Source organism: Chryseosolibacter histidinae (assembly GCF_018598225.1).
GTDB classification, from domain to species: domain Bacteria; phylum Bacteroidota; class Bacteroidia; order Cytophagales; family Cyclobacteriaceae; genus Chryseosolibacter; species Chryseosolibacter histidini.
Window position 1 is genome coordinate 129339 of sequence record NZ_JAHESF010000012.1, and the last position, 17555, is coordinate 146893.

The window sequence follows — 17555 nt, forward strand, 5'->3', positions numbered from 1 at the left end:
TAAGCCGAATCCTTTTACATTTCGCATAAGCCCGCAAATATAATATAAGCCGTGTGAACTGTAAAACGGGATTTCGGGCCGGATATGATAAATCGGCCTCCTGATGCGACGGAAAACTACTTTTTGATGATGAGCTTGCGGGTCACCACACCTTCATTGTTGATGTAAAGCGTGTAAAAGTAGATCCCGGCGCTCATGTCGTCGGCGCGAATCTTCACCCGGTTCTCGTTGGAGGGCAGCGCGTATTCTTCAATGGAATTGCCCAGCAGGTTATGGATCACGATCTTGGCCTTGATCTTTTCATCGAGCACCTTATAGTCCACGAAGGCATGCTCGGATACCGGATTGGGATACACATCGTGGAGGGTGATATGGCGTGAGGAGTAGATATCCAGCTTGTTAGGACTTTCCTCAACCTGGAAATTCAGCTCAAATTCGAAATTTTCGCCGGGATTGGCCTTATTGAAGGCAACGTAGCGGATCGCGCTATGGTCAGCTGCCAGGCCCGCATCCAGCGCTACTTGTAAAAAGCTCAGGGTTTGGAAAGCGTCTATTTTCAGGGTATAGTCCTCGACCCGGTGGTCCAGGCAGTTATTATCTGCACAAAAGTAGTTTTTCTGTGTACCGCCGATCTGGGCATGTACCTTCCGGATTACCAGGGTCAGTGGCTTGTCGGATGTATTATGGATATGGAGGGGGACCTTGATGGTTTCGCCGATAAGGCCTTTATAGGCGTCTTTAAGGCCGGAAATCTCAAATGACTGTGCAGCCAGGCTGACGGCTATTAGATTAAAGACAACAAGCCAAAGACATTTTCTCATTACGGGGTCAGAGAAGTTTTTTACAAAATTTAAACATTCCGGCCGTTTCTCATAATTTATGGCGGAGTTTTTCCGGCGGCATACAATATTTTTTCGCTGAAAACGTTCGCAAACCCATTTTTACTGTAAGGATTTGGGGAATAATAGGTAGTTGCGGTGCTGGAAATGCGTTTTTAGCAGCCTTTTATGCGGAGAATACTCCTAAAGGGGCATAATTTCCTCAGGTAAGTTTATCATTTAACTTAGTTTTTAATCCTTGCCGCTTCCACGCACATTTGCATAAACTAACTAAAATCGACTATGAAAAAAATTACAAGTGTCCTTTGCTTTTTACTTTTAGCGGCTGTTGCCGTGAATGCTCAGGAGTACAAGAAGTTTCGCGTTGGAACCGGCTTAGGCTATGCAAAAGCTAGCGGTGAAGGTGCGAGCGGTGGTGTTCTGTGGGCGTTAGAACCTGGCTACAGGATCAACGACCAGATCCTCGCTAACCTTCGCATCGAAGGTGCTGCGATCATCAGGGGAACTGCTGATGCAACTTCGGCATCACTTGACGTTGCAGGTATCTCTTCTTACACACTGAACGGCCAGTACTATCTGATGAATGGCGGCTTCCGTCCCTTCGTTGGTGTTGGCTTCGGTATGTTCTCCATTGCAAAAGCTTCAATCGATGCAGGTTCAAGCACCTCTGTCGCTGAATCTGCCGGAACTAAATTCGGATTCTATCCGAGACTTGGTTTTGACGCAGGTCACTTCACGCTGAACCTCGACTACAACCTCATCGGCGCTACTAAAGCCGTTGTTACAGACGGTTCTACTGTGTCTAGCACTGAATTCAAAAACAGCTACATCGGTATCAGGATCGGTGGCTACTTCGGTGGTGGAAGGAAATAAAAAAATATCCTACGCCTTCAAGGTGTAGGATATTTAAAAAGGCTGTTCTATTGAACAGCCTTTTTTATTTGTACCGGGGTAGAAGTAGCAGGTGGCGGACTTTTGACGGCTGCTGCGCCTTTCACCACATCTTCCTTCTCTGGTTTTTGATCGCCCTTCCAGTTGAAACCCTTCAGCTTCCGCTGCTCAGGTTTGAGCTCGTGCGGCGGAATGAACAGGCCATCGGGCTTTACATAAAAGCTCAGATTGTTCACCCGGCCATCTTTGAAACGGATGGTCATATTACTGCAGATCACCTTGTTCATACCTGTAAACGACAGGTCCTTGTCGTCCAGCACATAATAAAGGCTTTCTCCATTGCCCATGACATATACCCGGTTGATCTTGCTGTTGGCGAACTCCGCCGTCATTCTGCGGCCCTTGATCTGATTGAAGTTCAGCACCGTATCCTGCGAGATTACAAACGAATTGGCCACCATAAAGATCTTGCTGATGGTGTTGTGCTCAATGAGCATCCGGATAGAGTCTGCGGTCATCTGGTTGCCTTCCGACCAGAGGATAGGGCTTTTGTAAAAGTAGATGGTGCTGTCAGAGGGCCGGTATTCAATGGAGTCGGCAACGCCCTGCATATTCTTCTTAAAGATCTTTACGTTGTGATAGGCGAGCAGCCTTTTCTTTTTTTCGTCTTCATGGTCGATGGATACCAGGGTGTCGCCGCTGATGTAGAGGGTATCGTTATCGTCGGTGACCTTGGCTACATAGGCGTTGTTGTAAACCTTGGTGATGCCTATGTTCTTGAAATAGTCGGAAGACTGTCCGTAGATTTTCAGGTTCTCTTTTTTGGAGGTCATCACCACGTTGCCCCGCACTTTACCGATGTTCCTGATCCCGTCAAGGTCGTATTTGTCGCCTACGATGGTATACTCGGCTGATTCACCCGTACCTTTTTTTACATCCGAGACCTTGGTCTGGGTGTTGTAATAGCCACCCTTGTACACAAAGGTGCTGCTGTCTTTGTTCACCACCGTGGTCTCGGTAACGAAATAGATGATCTTCGTTCTGGAGTTATACTGGAGACTGTCGGAGGTCATCACATAATCCGGGTTGGTAACACGCACATTTCTTTTGAACGACGCGAGGTTCGAGTTCAGGTTGTAATAACCCTTGCTGCTGGTGAGCACGTTGATGCTGTCAACAAGTCTTCCCCCGTTGAAATAGTGGGCCAGGTTCTGGGGCCGTGAAAAATCGAGGTAGTCGGTGTACAGGGTTGCCGTGGCGAGCTTCGTGAACACCACTTTGTTCCGCAGCTTCGCTTTTTTAGTATTGCCGTCATACTCCAGCCTGGAACCGGTGATGTCAACCGAGTCGCCATCCACGATATGAACGTGACCGAATGCTTCCACGGAGTTGCGTTGTTTGTAAAAGTGTGCGGAATCGCAATAAATGGTGGTTTTGTTCTGGGTGAAGATCACATTGCCGATCACGCGCTGGTATTTTTCATCGTCTTTTTTTCCACCGCCACGGACCTCGTCGGCCTGTTTCAGGCGCACCCTTTTCTGGGCCAGCACCGAACCTGTTGAAGATATCAGGACTATCAGCACCAGGCTGTGGATAATCAGACGCGTAAATCGCTTTTCGTACATCGTAAATTGTAAATTTGGGCGTGGTAGAGCAATTATTAAACCATATCCACCGCCATGAGCTCTGCAAAACTACAGATAAAATCCTTCTGGCAGTAAGCGGAGGCATCGACTCTATGGTGATGCTTCATCTTTTCAGGCAAGCGGGCTTTGATGTTGGTGTGGCGCATTGCAATTTTCAGCTGCGGGGAGACGATTCACTTGCCGATGAAGCGCTCGTGGCCCAGGAATGTGCAACCCTCGGGGTGCCGTTCCATCACAAACGTTTTGACACAGGCGCCTATGCCGTGGCCGCAGGGCTCTCCATACAAATGGCTGCCCGGCAATTGCGATATGATTTTTTCGATACCCTGTTACACGCCCACGGATATGTTTACCTCGCCACGGCCCATCACCTCAACGATGTGCTGGAAACCACCATTCTGAACCTTGTAAAAGGCACAGGCATGGATGGGCTGCAGGGCGTGCCGGTAAAGAATGGCAGCATCATCAGGCCGCTGCTCTTCGCTACCAAAGAAATGCTTGTGGCGTATGCCAGGTTGCACCGGCTACAATGGCGTGAAGATGTAAGCAATGCCTCCGAAGATTACCAGCGGAATTTTATCCGGCACCAGGTCATTCCACGGCTGAAAGAGCTTAACCCAGGCCTGGAGCATACGTATCGCAGCACGAATGAAAGAATTACCGCCAGCGTACAGTTTGCCCGGAACTACATCGACAGCGTGGCTGCGGAAGCGATCACCACCTCGGACAGTAGCATCATCATCCGTAAAAAAGAGATCGACAGCACCGCATCGCCGGCCGTGATGTTATGGGAGCTGATCAAAGACAAGGGATTCAACTTTGCGCAGTGCCAGGAGATCGTAACAGATCATCAGTCAGGGAAAAAATTCTTTTCGTCCACGCACGAGCTGTTCACAGACCGCGAGGCTTACATACTGCAGGAAAAAAGTAACACGCATGTTGCTGACGTAACCATCGAAGCACAGGCGCCGCTGGTGAGCAATGGCCATGGTGAATTACATTTTGATGTACAGACCAGGTCGCAGTTCACGTTGTCTAAAGATCCGTTGCTGGCGCAGCTCGACCTCGACAAGATCACCTATCCGCTGGTGTGGCGGTGCTGGCAGCATGGCGACTCTTTTGTTCCGCTGGGCATGCAGCATTCCAAAAAGCTCAGTGATTTTTTCATCGACCTGAAGATCCCGCTTCCTGAAAAAGAAAAGATCACGGTGCTTGAATCGGCGGGTGTTATTGTGTGGGTGGTGGGCCTGAGGATCCATGATCATTATAAGATCACAGCCGGGACCTCCCGTATTCTGACCGTTCAATTGAACAGTAGGCAGCAGGGAATAGTAGGCAGTAGGCAATAAGGCAATAAGCAGTAGGCAATAGGAGTTAAGACCATCAGGTTTGCACTAATGATCGGTGCATGTAAATGACCTTTCAAACCTAAACTTTGCCTACTGCATGATCGCGAAGCGATTCGTGATTGGCCTACTGCCTACTAATTTTGCCTACTGCCTACTATTTGATAAATTGGCGCCCGGTTTCACGGAGAAGACGTATTCTGTCTTTGTAACGTTTTGATATTCAACTTTATACATAAACTTTCGGAGTTCGCTGTCCATGGTTCACAGCCGTGTCATTCGAAAGCAGCTTTTTGCCTACTGTTGATTGCCTACTGCTTACTTTTCTCCTGTGTTGACTGTGGACCTTTTAAAAACCCCGCTATCTGTAAACTTAAATCTATATCCTTATGAAAGTAACTGTAGTTGGCGCTGGTAATGTTGGTGCTACCTGTGCCGATGTATTGGCGTATCGCGAAATAGCCAATGAAATTGTTCTGATCGATATCAAGGAAGGTCTGGCCGAAGGCAAGTCGCTTGATATCTGGCAAAAAGCTCCCATCGATCTTTATGACAGCCGCACTGTTGGAGCCACTAACGACTACAAGAGAACTGCCGGCTCCGATGTGGTGGTGATCACGTCAGGTCTGCCCCGCAAGCCGGGCATGAGCCGCGATGATCTTATTAACACGAACGCAGGCATCGTGAAGTCGGTGACCGAAAATATCGTACGCAATTCTCCTGACGCCATCATCATCGTGGTGTCGAACCCGCTGGATGTGATGACCTACCAGGCGCACATTACCTCGAGACTGCCCCGCACCAAGGTGATGGGTATGGCAGGTATCCTGGATACAGCAAGGTATCGCGCGTTCCTGGCTGAGGCGCTGAACATTTCACCGAAAGATATTCAGGCCATGTTGCTGGGTGGTCATGGCGACACCATGGTGCCACTCCCGCGCTACACTACCGTAGCAGGCATTCCTGTTACGGAGCTGATCGATAAAGACAAGCTGACTGCCATCCTCGAAAGAACAAAAGTAGGCGGCGGCGAGCTGGTGAAGCTGATGGGAACTTCTGCATGGTATGCACCTGGTTCAGCAGCAGCACAGATGGTGGAAGCGATCGTTCGCGACCAACGCAGGATCTTCCCTGTGTGCGTGAAGCTTGAAGGTGAATACGGCATCAAAGATTGTTACCTCGGCGTGCCGGTAATCCTCGGCAAGAATGGCGTGGAGCGTATCATTGAGCTCGACCTCGACAAGGAAGAGAAAGCATTGATGGAAGCCAGCCGCAAAGCTGTAAGAGAAGTAATGGACGTGCTTGACAAACTTGGATAAGCACTGATCTGTGATCGTATAACAAAATGCCGGGAGAGATCCTGGCATTTTTGTTTTTTGGCGCGTCGTCTGACCACTGCGCTGGGCTAAACGCGCTGGACGGTGATCTGACGACTATCGACCTTACACACACCAGCCTCTGAGGGCACTTTGGAAAATCAGAAAAAATTCTATTTTGTAAAAAAGTGTCTTTTAAACACAATGATCCCACGCTCCAGCAGGTTAAAGCTTTCGCAAAAACTGATCGCCATAACCTTCCTTCCCCTTCTGGTAACGATTGTTTCGATCCTGTTTTACGTTTTTTACACACAAGACAATATCCTCCGGAAACCTGTACCGCTTACGCTGGTGCTGGCACTGCCTGTGGGCTACTTTCTGATTATACTTTTTTTTATTAAAAAACTTACAGACTCCATTGTGGCCGTCAAAGAGGCCGCAGTTGATATTTCGCACGGTAAACCTGTGCCTGCGATACCGGTGACCCGAAATGATGAAGTGGCAACCATTGCAGGTGCCATGAACATGCTGAACCAGGAGCTGACGAACAAGACCGAGTTTGCCGGACAGATCAGCGCCGGAAACCTCGATGCGCCTTACCAGCCCGTGAACGGTACTGACAAACTGGGGCACTCCCTGCTGGCGATGCGTGACAACCTGATCAGGATCAAGGAAGAAGATCAGCGGCGTAAGTGGGCAACCGAATCGCTCGCGGCTTTTATGGAAGTGCTGCGCGTTCATAAGGATCTGAAAGCCCTGTCGAACGATATCATCATCAACCTGGTGCAGACCGTAAAGGCCAACCAGGGCGCCATCTTCATCGTGAGCAAAGAAACAACGGGAGAAGAATACCTCGACATGCAGGCCTGTTACGCTTACAAGCGAACCAAACACCTGACCAAAAGGATTGCGGTAGGAGAGGGCATTGTAGGGCAGGTGTTCCTGGAAAAGAGAACCACCTATCTGAAAAAAGTGCCCAATGATTTTGTGCGCATCACGTCTGGCCTGGGCGACGAAAATCCACGGTGTGTGCTGATCGTGCCCCTTAAGGTGGAGGAAGTGGTGGTGGGTATCGTGGAGCTCGCCTCGTTCAAAACGTTCGAGGCGCATGAGGTCGCTTTTGTGGAGAAGATCAGCGAGAGCATAGCCCATACGATTTTGTCGTTCCGCACAACGGAGCATACAAAAAAACTCCTGGAAGAATCACAGGTGCAGGCGCAGCAGATGCGTTCGCAGGAAGAGGAATTGCGGCAAAACCAGGAAGAGCTGCAGGCAACACAGGAGGAGATCAGCCGCAAGTACAATGCTTTGTTCAAACAGCTTACGGAGCTGAACCACAGTTCCAGGTTCGATCAGCTCAGGTCCATCACGTCTACCAAAAAAAGAAACATCGAATATTATTTCGACATCATCCGCAACCAGATCCTGACCTTCTCTGAAGACAGGATGATCATAGAGGCCATCAAAGCTTTCAGGCGTGCGGTGGGTACCATCGGCCAGCAGATCTCGGCGCAAGAGCTTTCAGTGATGCATGGAAATTTGAAAAATTATTACGAGCAGGAGTTTATGCCCAGGCTGAACGACGTGACGGACCATGCACTGCCCGCAGACCATTTTCTTCCGCAACAGCCCGCCACGGTTGTGCTGCAACATCTTTACATTTCGGGTAACCCATTTCCTACCGGGAAGAAATCGCTGCTGAACGACGCAAATGACGGCAGCGAATACAGCAGGGCACATGCAGCCTTTCATCCTATTCTCCGGAATTTTTTAGAGAAGTTCGGCTACTACGATATTTTCCTGCTCGATGGCGCAACAGGCGATATGCTCTACAGTGTGTTCAAGGAAGTTGATTTCGCCACCAACCTTGCCACAGGATTGTATCACACCACCAATTTCGGCCGGCTGGTGCAGGAGGCCATGGCGAGCGACGACGAAGGGTTTGTGCGGCTTGTTGATTTCGAACCTTACGATCCGTCATACCGCGCCCCGGCATCTTTTATTGCGTGTCCTGTCTATGACGGCGCACACAAGATCGGCATTCTGGTTTTCCAGATGCCCATCAACAAGATCAACCAGATCCTGACGGGCGACAACAAATGGAAGGAGGATGGCCTCGGCGAAAGTGGTGAAACACTGATCGTGGGCAACGATTACAAACTTCGTACGGTGTCGCGTGAGCTGATCGAGAATGAGGAGGGATATTTGTCGTCGCTGGAGAAAACCGGTTATAGCGATGATGTGATCCGGCAGGTGAGGAAAACCGGTACGAGCATCCTGCTGGAGAGATTGCAGCTCGAGTCGGTAAGCAAGGCGCTGAACGGCATCACCAATACACAGATCGAGACCAACAGCCGCGGCATTGCCACGCTCAATGCCTTTGCGCCGCTGAACATCCCGGACGTGCGATGGATCATCCTTTCGTCTATGAAAGAGGAAGAGGTGTCGCAAAGGATCAACAACCTCAAGACAACCCTTTGAGGGTTTAAAACCCTCAAAGGGTTTAGACGACTATCGAGCGGGAAACGGGTCTCGAACCCGCGACCTGCAGCTTGGGAAGCTGCCGCTCTACCAACTGAGCTACTCCCGCTTTTTTGAATGGTAATCAGTGATCGGTCGTCAGTTTAACCGGTAACAGGACTCCCAAAACCGAATACTGATTACCATTTACCGTTAACCAATTTACTGATTATTTTTGCAGTTCAAACGATAGAATATTTTGCATCTTTCGAAAAAAGCTTCATTTTTATCAGTTAAACTTTTAAAAGCAAACCCCTGCCAATCCTAACCCAGTTTTAAAACCTATGAAGCAGTTGCAGACCGCAGACTACATTGTCTTTCTCATTTATTTCTTTATCGTTGCCTTTTACGGATACTGGGTTTACCAGCGAAAGAAGAAAGCACAGGTTGATTCAAAAGATTTCTTCCTGGCAGAGGGCGCGCTCACGTGGTGGGCTATCGGTGCATCGCTGATCGCCTCCAACATTTCTGCCGAGCAGTTCATCGGTATGTCAGGCTCCGGCTTTAAGATGGGGCTTGCCATTGCCACGTATGAGTGGATGGCCGCGGCCACGCTGCTGGTAGTGGCGATCTTCTTTATGCCGATCTACCTGAAGAACAAGATCTACACCATGCCCCAGTTTCTCACGCATCGTTACAACGGTACCGTGAGCACGATCATGGCTGTCTTCTGGCTGCTGCTCTATGTGATCGTGAACCTTACGTCGATCCTCTTCCTGGGAGCGCTGGCCATCAGCACCATTTCGGGTATCAACTTCTGGGTGTGTATGTCAGGGCTTTCCATCTTCGCCATCATCATCACGCTGGGCGGTATGAAAGTGATCGGTTACACTGACGTGATCCAGGTGTTCTTCCTGATCCTCGGCGGTCTTGCCACCACTTACCTGGCGCTCGACCTCGTGTCAGAGCACTATAATACAACGGGGGTGCTGAACGGTTTTTCACTGATGCTGAATCATGCCGATGACCACTTCCACATGGTCTTCAACCAGGAGAATACGAACTACCTCGACCTGCCAGGCCTGTCGATCCTGATCGGTGGTATGTGGATCGTGAACCTGAACTACTGGGGATGCAACCAGTATATCACACAACGCGCCTTGGGTGCCGATCTTCCGACAGCGCGTAATGGAATTCTCTTCGCTGCATTCCTGAAGCTGCTGATGCCGGTGATCGTGGTGCTTCCCGGGATCGCCGCCTTTGTGCTGCACAAGGAAGGTATGTTCCAGCAGGAAATGATCATGGGCAACGAGCTGAATCCCGACAGGGCTTATCCTGTACTGTTGAACCTTCTGCCTGTTGGATTGAAAGGTCTTGCTTTCGCCGCGCTCACCGCCGCCATTGTAGCTTCGCTGGCCGGTAAAGCCAACAGTATCTCAACGATCTTCACGCTCGACATCTATAAAAAATATTTCCATACCAGCGCCTCCGAAAGACAGCTGGTGTACGTAGGCCGCATCGCCATCTTCGTCTCGATGCTGCTGGCAATGGTCATTGCGCCTTTCATGGGTATCGATAAAAAAGGAGGATTCCAGTACATCCAGGAATATACGGGGTTTGTTTCCCCCGGCATCTTTGCCATCTTCATTCTCGGATTTTTCTGGAAACGCACCACCGCCACTGCAGCACTCGTAGGCGCAGTGATCACCTTCCCCCTTTCATTGCTGCTCAAGGTTCTGCCCCGCTGGACGGACCTGTCGTTTTTGGGTGACTTCGGGTTTGCAGTGCTCAACCCTGAGTCTGCCCTTTTCGAGATCCCGTTCATCGACCGGATGGGCTTTGTGTTCCTCATCGTGGTAGCCGCCATGGTGATCATCAGCCTTGCCGATAAGAAGAGCAAAAACAATCCGAAAGGACTGGAAATAGACCCGTCAATGTTCAAACCCCAGGGAGCCTTTGCCATTGGTGCTGCGTTGGTTTGCGGTATCCTGGCAGCGCTTTATATCGTTTTCTGGTAGGTCTGCATAAGATTATAAGAGCCACAGTATCTTTTGTACTGTGGCTTTTTTATTTTTAGCCTATGAATCGCATCGACCGCCTCACCGCTATTCTCATCCAGCTTCAAACCAAAAAGGTTGTGAGGGCGGAGGAGATCTCCGAGCGTTTCGAGATCAGCCTGCGTACGGTATACCGCGATGTGAAAGCGCTGATGGAAGCCGGTGTGCCCATTGGCTCGGAGGCGGGTAAAGGTTATTTCATTGTAGATGGCTACCATCTTCCGCCCGTGATGTTCAGCCAGGAAGAAGCCAGCGCTATGCTCACAGCGGGGAAGCTGGTGGAAAAAATGACAGACGATTCCATCCGTAAAGCTTATGAGTCAGCGCTGCTGAAGATCAAGTCCGTACTGAACGATTCTGAAAAAGATCACCTTGAAAACCTTCAGTCATCCATCCAGGTATGGCGCCTGCCCGATCAGCCCACGGATTACCCGAACGAGTTCATGGCCGATATCACCAAGGCTGTATCGCATAAGCATGTGCTTCACATGGAGTATTGCTCCAAAACGCAGGAGCATACCACCCGCGAAGTGGAGCCCATTGGCATTGTACACTACACCGGACGTTGGCACATGATAGCCTGGTGCCGCCTGCGCAACGGCTACCGCGATTTCAGGGTAGACATGATCAAAACCCTGAAGAATACCGGCGCAACGTTCGATGCCCGCAACCTCTTTACGCTGCAAGAGTATTTTCAGAGCCTGATGGAAGCCCACAAGGATATGGAAAAGGTTGTGGTGACCTTCACTAAGTCGGTAGCGAAATACCTGAGGAACGCCAAGTACTATTACGGCTTTGTTTCTGAAGAAGAACATGAAGACACGGTTCGAATGACCTTCCTGATCGGCAACTTCCGCTATTTCTGCCGGTGGCTGCTCATGTACGGCAGCGAGGTGGAAATAGAAGGACCTGAAAAACTGAAAGAGATGATGGAGGATGTGGTGGAAGAGCTGACGGCACACTACAAGACTGCAGTTTTAAAATAGCTGCTGGTATCTAAATACATTTCCCGCGGATTTCGCTGATTTTCGCAGATGTTGGTGGTATGGATTTTAATCTGCGTTCATCTGCGTGATCCGCGGGAAAAAATTTCGAAAATTCCTGTTTTCTGCTGACATAAGGCTGTCATGGGTCATCCGTTGATTAGCATAAAAATTGACAGTTATGCAGATCAAGGCCGTAAAACCCATTAATTTCCTCTTTTTCCGCACGGAAGCGAGCGTTGCTGAGCTGGTGAATTACCTGCCTGTTGGCCAGGAGCTCTTTAAGGAAGCTGTAGCATACAATTTACCGATCACAGGTCCCGTTCACTGGCACTACTTCGGTTTTGAAGGTGATTTAACCAAGCCATTTACGCTGGAGATCGCGCTGCCGGTGGGAGAGGTGCCCGAAGCTTACGACGGTAAATTCCACTTCAAACGCACGGACTCATTTAAATGTGTATCGGCCATTCATGAAGGCAGCTGGCTGGATATGCCGCAGAGCTACGGCAAGCTGATGCAATTCATTGAAGCGAACCACTTAACGCCACTGGCGTCTAACCGTGAGATCTATGTGAATGCGGACTTCAAACATCCGGAAGCCAATGTCACCGAGATCCAGATCGGGATCAATTAAAACTGAGTAGCCTGTTGGGAATTCAATGGCGTGTTATGAAAAGAATAATATTGGTTGTGGTCGGCATCATCATCGGGCTTCTTGCCTTGCTGCTCACGTACGCTGCTGAGAGCAACGCGCAGTCGATAGCGCATGCTTTTACAACTTTATGAAAACGTTTATATATGTGAGTGTATGCCAATTACATCATCATTGTATTAAATCGAAATCCGGATAGGTTATGAAAGAAAAAAATGATTCTCCCAACGTCATAAAAAGTTGTTTCAGTCACATGGGTGGTAAATTCGGGAACAGGCTTACCACCCGCTTTGAAGAACTAGGCTGGATCTCACGAGACCCGGAAAGCAAACATTTTCTGATCACACCGAAGGGAGAACGGGAATTTAAAAAATTAGGCGTCGATACATCAAACCTGTAATACATGAGAAAAGTGATCTTAGGATTAGCCGTCAGCCTCGACGGTTTTATTGAAGGACCCAACGGTGAGTATGACTGGTGCTTTACGGACCAGGATTACGGCATGACCGATTTCCTGAAACGTATTGATGCGATCTTCTATGGACGCAAGAGTTATGAAATGATGATGAGCGCTGAAGCGCCGGAGGGTGGCAATCCCTGGGACTGGAAAGGGATCAGGAGCTACGTGTTCTCCAATACGCTGAAGAAGGAAGGCAAGGACTTTGAGCTTGTATCGGGAGATATCGTCAAGAAGGTAAAAGAGATCAAAAGCATGGAAGGGAAAGACATCTGGTTGTTTGGTGGCGCTTCGCTCACGGCGAGCCTGCTGAACGCCGGACTGGTGGATGAGCTGGGTATGGCCGTTCACCCGATCCTGCTGGGACAGGGAAAGCCCTTGTTCTCAGGAATAGAGAAACGGATCAAAACGAAGCTGATCGATGCCAAAACGTATTCGACCGGGCTGGTTTACCTTTCTTATGATGTGATCAGCTGATCACTGCCATCCAAGGCGGCAGATCACACCGAACCTGTACTCGACCATGTTGAGCAGGCTGCTGTAAACATACCCAACGTGGTGCTCGTGAATGACCTGTGTTTGCGTGTTGATAAATTTGGCCATTACATCCTGGTCGGGCGCTGGTTGCGACGGATCCACTTCCGAATTCATATAGCGGACGTTGCCACCCTGTGTAGCCACTGCGTTGAGATCGAAATAAAATCGCTCCGCATCCATTTTTCGGAAGATGGAGCTGAAGTCTACACGCACGCCTGCGCCACCAGAAGCGGTGTACGTATGGTCCCTGGAAAGCACATCTGATTCCAGCGGATGGCAGCTGAACTCATCTTCGGGATCTTGAATGGTAAGGGTTGTGCTGAAAGTAGTGATGCCGAGCTTACCGACGAGGTAGGGGTTGATCAGCTTGCCGTTGCGCAGAAAATACCTGCCGGCGATGCGGGCGTTGAAGATATCGTTGCTGACCAGCACATCCGTTTCGGTTACGGTGCCATCATCGAAGGTATATTTCTGCCGCGATTTTTCTGATCCGTAGCTGCCGAAGCCAAGCTCGATGCCCAGTGAAAAGGGAGCCTTGAAGCTTCGTGAAAAATTCAGGTCGATACCAAAAGCATTGTTCATGGTTCTGGTCATGCTTCCAACGGGCTGCGCCAGGTTAAAGCCCGATCCCAGCTCCCAGCTTTGGGCAAACGCGGTTGTTCCAAGCAATGTGGCGACGGCAAAAATAAGGGTTTTCATAGGAGTCCAGTTTTAAGGATGGTGAATCACCGGCTCTGGTGTTTAAAAGTTACGAAAAGTGGAGGAATTGGTCAATTGTCAATGTGCAAATGTGCAAATTTGATAGTCACGTCAGAGTCTCTCAGCAGGGGACTGACTAAACCAGGAACGGTAGCACGTTCCAGGATTCGGACTCTCGAAGAACCCGCTTGAACATTGACAATTAAAATATGCACCCCAACGCAGCGCTTATTCAGCAATTTTACACAGCATTCGGAGCGAAAGACTACCGCGCCATGCAGCAGGCCTATCACGCTGATGCGATGTTCAGCGATCCGGTATTTCAGAAGCTCTCCTCGAAAGAAGTGAAGGCCATGTGGCAAATGCTGATCACGTCGGCAAAAGACCTGGAGATCAGCTGCAGCGATATTTCTGCAGACGAAACAACCGGCCGGTGCGTATGGCAGGCGTGGTATACATTCACCGCTACAGGCCGGAAGGTCCATAACATCATTCACGCTTCATTTGAATTTAAGGAAGGGAAGATCTACCGGCACAACGATCATTTTGATCTCTGGCGATGGTCGCGAATGGCGCTGGGAATGCCCGGTGTGCTGCTGGGATGGAGTCCGCTGATCAGGAATAAAGTAAGAAAGACCGCGCGGAAAAGGTTGGAGAAATTTATAGTAAGCAGTGATCGGTAATCAGTAATCAGTAATCAGTGCATTACCCAACAGAAAATCTCAAGTCGATTACCGTATACCCGCCGTTGTTGGTGTTCTTCACCAACAACGGCCCTTCACCAACAACAACCATCCCTAAATCAACCTAATGATCAGATCCGGTGCAACCCCCAGGATAATGCTTGCCAGCAGGCAGATCACCATGAGTACCCTGTGCAGGAGCGGGGTTTCGATCGGGGTGATGATGTCAGACGACTTCAGGTACATGGCAATGATGATCCTGAAGTAGTAATAGATACCGATCAGCGACGTCAGGATCGCCAGCAGCACAAGGCCTACATACCCGCTTTCGAAGGCAACTGTAAAGATGTAGTACTTGGCAAAGAAACCAGCCAGCGGCGGAATACCTGCCAGCGACAACAACGCTACCGTCATTGTAAAGGCCATGAACGGATTACGTTTTACCAGGCCGTTAAAAGCTTCTGCGGTAACATTTTCATTTTCGAAGGCCACATTATGAAGGATGGTGAATGCAGCGATGGAAGCTGTAGCATACGATACAACGTAGTACAAAATGGCGCTGTCAGAAACTTCATTCAATGCCACCAGCGTGATGAGCATATAGCCTGCGTGGGCAACGCTTGAAAAAGCAAGCATTCTTTTAACGCTGTTCTGGTATACCGCAGTAATGTTGCTGACCACCAGGGTGAGCACCGTGATCACCTGCACCACATCTACCCACTGCGACGAGACAGCAGCGAAACAGGTTGAGAACAACCGGAAGAAAGCGGCAAAGGCAGCGATCTTCACGATGGTAGACATGAAAGCAGTAACCACAGTAGGTGAACCTTCATACACATCAGGGGCCCAGAAGTGGAACGGTACAGCGGAGATCTTGAAGGCCAATCCAACCATCATCATCAGCACGCCGGCGTAAAGCAGCGAGGGGAAGTTGACGGAAGGAGCCGCCACGGTCTCGGCGATGATGTTGAGATCGAACGATCCGGTTACCCCGTAGACGAGCGCGATGCCAAACAGCAGGAAGCCGGTGGCAAAAGATCCCATCAGGAAATATTTGAAAGCAGCTTCGTTGGAAAAAAGATCTTTCATTTTGCTGCCTGCGAGAATGTATAGTGAGATAGACAGGATCTCGATGCCCAGGAACAGCATGGCCAGATTGCTGTAAGAGACCATAAACACGGCACCTACGAGCGAGAACAGCACCAGCGCGAAATGGTCGGTAACGTGGGTATTGTTTTCGAAATAGTCTTTAGACATCATGAACCAGAGCAGCGCTACGATCGAGATGCCGGCGCTGAACGCCACCGCATAGTTATCGAACGTGAGCATGTTGCTGTAGTACGACTGAACACTATTCCAGTCCATGATCAGGAGCAGGGCGGCGGCCGCCAATCCCAGCAGCACTATAGGGAACAGGACCTTCCTGATATTGAAGATCTCAGACAAAAGTGAGAAGATGCCTAATCCTGAAAGTATGTATACTGCGTTCATGTTAAAATTACTTCATTACTGGTTTACAGCCTGGTAGTTCGCGATCACATTCCAGAGGCTATCCACGGCGGCTTCCGAGATCTTCAGGAGCGGCGCGGGATAGATGCCAATGATGATGATCAGCACAACGATCGGGTACAGAACAATTTTTTCGTTCGTGCCCAGGTCGATAAAGTTCCTGGTGCGGGTGTTGGTTTCGCCCAGCATGGTCTGCTGGAAGCTTCTCAGCATGTAAACTGCGCCGAGGATCATGGTAAGTCCCGCCAGGGCGCCTACCACGTGGTTATACTGGAACACCGCGTTGATGAGCAGGAACTCGCCTACAAAACCACTGGTGAGTGGCAGGGCTACGCTGCCCAGCATCACCACAACAAACACGGTGGTGAGCAAAGGTGCCGCGCTGCGGATGCCGCCCAGCGATGCGATCTCCTGCGTGCTGGTTCTTGAGAAGATGATATCGATGATGTAGAACAAACCTACGATCACAATGCCGTGGCTCACCATCTGGATCATGGCACCCTGCATGCCGATCTTGTTCAGCGTGAACAATCCGGCGGCGATCAGGCCAACGTGGGCGGTGGATGAATAGGCAATGAGGCGCTTCAGGTCTTTCTGCACGATGGCCAGGCATGACGCATACACGATGCCGATCACGGAAAGGATGATGGCTGTGGAGGCCCACTCGTTTACCCCTTGTGGCACCACCGGTAACAACCAGCGGATCACGCCAAAAATCCCCATCTTCAGCATGATGCCAGACAACAGCATGGTGCCTTGTGTCGGCGCGGTGTTGTAAGTGTCAGGCTGCCAGGTATGGAAAGGGAATATCGGCATCTTGATAGCAAAAGCGAGGAACATCGCCCAGAAGATCAGCCCCTGTGTTGATGCAGGCAGCGCCTGACCTGCAGCGTAGAGCGCTTCTGCTGCAAAAGAATGCTGTCCCGGTGTCTGGAAATACAGGTAGATCAGTCCCACCAGCATCACAAGGCTTCCCGCCAGCGTATAGATGAAGAATTTCAATGTTACGGCGCCGCGGTTCACACCTCCCCAGCGCAGGCAGATGAAGTAGATCGGGATCAATGCCATCTCCCAGAAGATGTAGAAGAGGAATCCGTCCAGTGCCACGAACACGCCAACCAGAGCCGCTTCCATGAACAGGATGAGGCTGTAGAACGAAACTGGTTTGTCGTAGCTGTTCTTGAACGACGAGAGCACGATCAACGGCGTAAGCAGTGTGGTAAGCAGTACCAGCAGGAGGCTGATGCCGTCGATGCCCGCATAGAAGCTGATACCCAACGAAGCCACCCAGGGATAATTTACAACGAACTGGTTGCCCGCAGCTGGTTCGAACTGAACCACCACAATAATGGTCAGAAGAAGCTCAACCAGAGAAGCCGCGAGGGCCCATCCTTTTGCCAGCGGCGCATCGAGCGCCAGCAGGATCAGGGTTGCTGCCAGAGGCCAGAAAATAAGTGCAGTTGTTAACATCGTTGCGTAT

General features: G+C 50.0%; 15 protein-coding genes and 1 tRNA gene. 10 read left to right on the forward strand and 6 right to left on the reverse strand.

Features of this window, described 5'->3' with window-relative positions; translation table 11 throughout:
• Positions 1-116: 116 nt before the first annotated feature.
• Positions 117-821, reverse strand: coding sequence for a T9SS type A sorting domain-containing protein (locus KK083_RS13925; RefSeq protein WP_254163858.1), 705 nt, complete (start codon positions 819-821; stop codon positions 117-119).
• 300 nt (positions 822-1121) lie between these two features.
• On the opposite strand from KK083_RS13925, the gene KK083_RS13930 reads away from it, so the two are divergent.
• Positions 1122-1712 (forward strand): outer membrane beta-barrel protein, encoded by a 591-nt coding sequence (locus tag KK083_RS13930; RefSeq protein ID WP_254163859.1) that lies wholly within the window; start codon positions 1122-1124, stop codon positions 1710-1712.
• 47 nt (positions 1713-1759) lie between these two features.
• Here the strand turns inward: KK083_RS13930 and KK083_RS13935 are convergent, their stop codons facing one another.
• A complete protein-coding gene (locus KK083_RS13935; RefSeq protein WP_254163860.1) occupies positions 1760-3313 on the reverse strand; it encodes an OstA-like protein in 1554 nt (517 codons plus the stop codon).
• Positions 3314-3375: 62 nt separating this feature from the next.
• On the opposite strand from KK083_RS13935, the gene tilS reads away from it, so the two are divergent.
• The 3 genes from tilS (at position 3376) to KK083_RS13950 (ending at position 8519) form a co-directional block, all read left to right on the forward strand.
• The gene (gene tilS / locus KK083_RS13940; RefSeq protein ID WP_254163861.1) at positions 3376-4725 is read left to right on the forward strand and encodes a tRNA lysidine(34) synthetase TilS; all 1350 of its coding nucleotides are present in this window, start codon (positions 3376-3378) and stop codon (positions 4723-4725) included.
• A 386-nt stretch (positions 4726-5111) separates the two neighbouring features.
• A complete protein-coding gene (mdh, locus tag KK083_RS13945; protein WP_254163862.1) occupies positions 5112-6041 on the forward strand; it encodes a malate dehydrogenase in 930 nt (309 codons plus the stop codon).
• Positions 6042-6242: 201 nt separating this feature from the next.
• Complete coding sequence (locus KK083_RS13950; protein WP_254163863.1) at positions 6243-8519, forward strand: GAF domain-containing protein; 2277 nt, start codon at positions 6243-6245, stop codon at positions 8517-8519.
• Positions 8520-8555: 36 nt separating this feature from the next.
• Here KK083_RS13950 and KK083_RS13955 read toward each other — a convergent pair.
• Positions 8556-8628 (reverse strand) — tRNA-Gly (locus KK083_RS13955).
• 214 nt (positions 8629-8842) lie between these two features.
• Here KK083_RS13955 and KK083_RS13960 point away from each other — a divergent pair.
• The 5 genes from KK083_RS13960 to KK083_RS13980 all read left to right on the forward strand — a co-directional run bounded on the left by KK083_RS13960 (position 8843) and on the right by KK083_RS13980 (position 13124).
• A complete protein-coding gene (locus KK083_RS13960; RefSeq protein ID WP_254163864.1) occupies positions 8843-10516 on the forward strand; it encodes a sodium/sugar symporter in 1674 nt (557 codons plus the stop codon).
• Between the two features lie 62 nt (positions 10517-10578).
• Positions 10579-11541: a helix-turn-helix transcriptional regulator gene (locus KK083_RS13965; protein WP_254163865.1), complete on the forward strand. Its 963-nt coding sequence runs from the start codon at positions 10579-10581 to the stop codon at positions 11539-11541.
• A gap of 178 nt (positions 11542-11719) precedes the next feature.
• A complete protein-coding gene (locus KK083_RS13970) occupies positions 11720-12172 on the forward strand; it encodes a GyrI-like domain-containing protein (protein WP_254163866.1) in 453 nt (150 codons plus the stop codon).
• Positions 12173-12392: 220 nt separating this feature from the next.
• Positions 12393-12590: a hypothetical protein gene (locus KK083_RS13975; RefSeq protein ID WP_254163867.1), complete on the forward strand. Its 198-nt coding sequence runs from the start codon at positions 12393-12395 to the stop codon at positions 12588-12590.
• Positions 12591-12593: 3 nt separating this feature from the next.
• Positions 12594-13124, forward strand: a complete 531-nt coding sequence (locus KK083_RS13980; RefSeq protein WP_254163868.1) for a dihydrofolate reductase family protein — start codon at positions 12594-12596, stop codon at positions 13122-13124.
• On the opposite strand, the gene KK083_RS13985 is transcribed toward KK083_RS13980, so the two are convergent.
• Positions 13125-13883 (reverse strand): hypothetical protein, encoded by a 759-nt coding sequence (locus KK083_RS13985; RefSeq protein ID WP_254163869.1) that lies wholly within the window; start codon positions 13881-13883, stop codon positions 13125-13127.
• Positions 13884-14092: 209 nt separating this feature from the next.
• Between KK083_RS13985 and KK083_RS13990 the strand changes: the two genes are divergently transcribed.
• Positions 14093-14566, forward strand: a complete 474-nt coding sequence (locus tag KK083_RS13990; RefSeq protein WP_254163870.1) for a nuclear transport factor 2 family protein — start codon at positions 14093-14095, stop codon at positions 14564-14566.
• A 114-nt stretch (positions 14567-14680) separates the two neighbouring features.
• Here KK083_RS13990 and KK083_RS13995 read toward each other — a convergent pair whose 3' ends face one another.
• Positions 14681-16057 (reverse strand): NADH-quinone oxidoreductase subunit N, encoded by a 1377-nt coding sequence (locus KK083_RS13995; RefSeq protein WP_254163871.1) that lies wholly within the window; start codon positions 16055-16057, stop codon positions 14681-14683.
• A 15-nt stretch (positions 16058-16072) separates the two neighbouring features.
• Positions 16073-17545, reverse strand: coding sequence for a complex I subunit 4 family protein (locus KK083_RS14000; RefSeq protein ID WP_254163872.1), 1473 nt, complete (start codon positions 17543-17545; stop codon positions 16073-16075).
• Positions 17546-17555 lie beyond the last annotated feature (10 nt).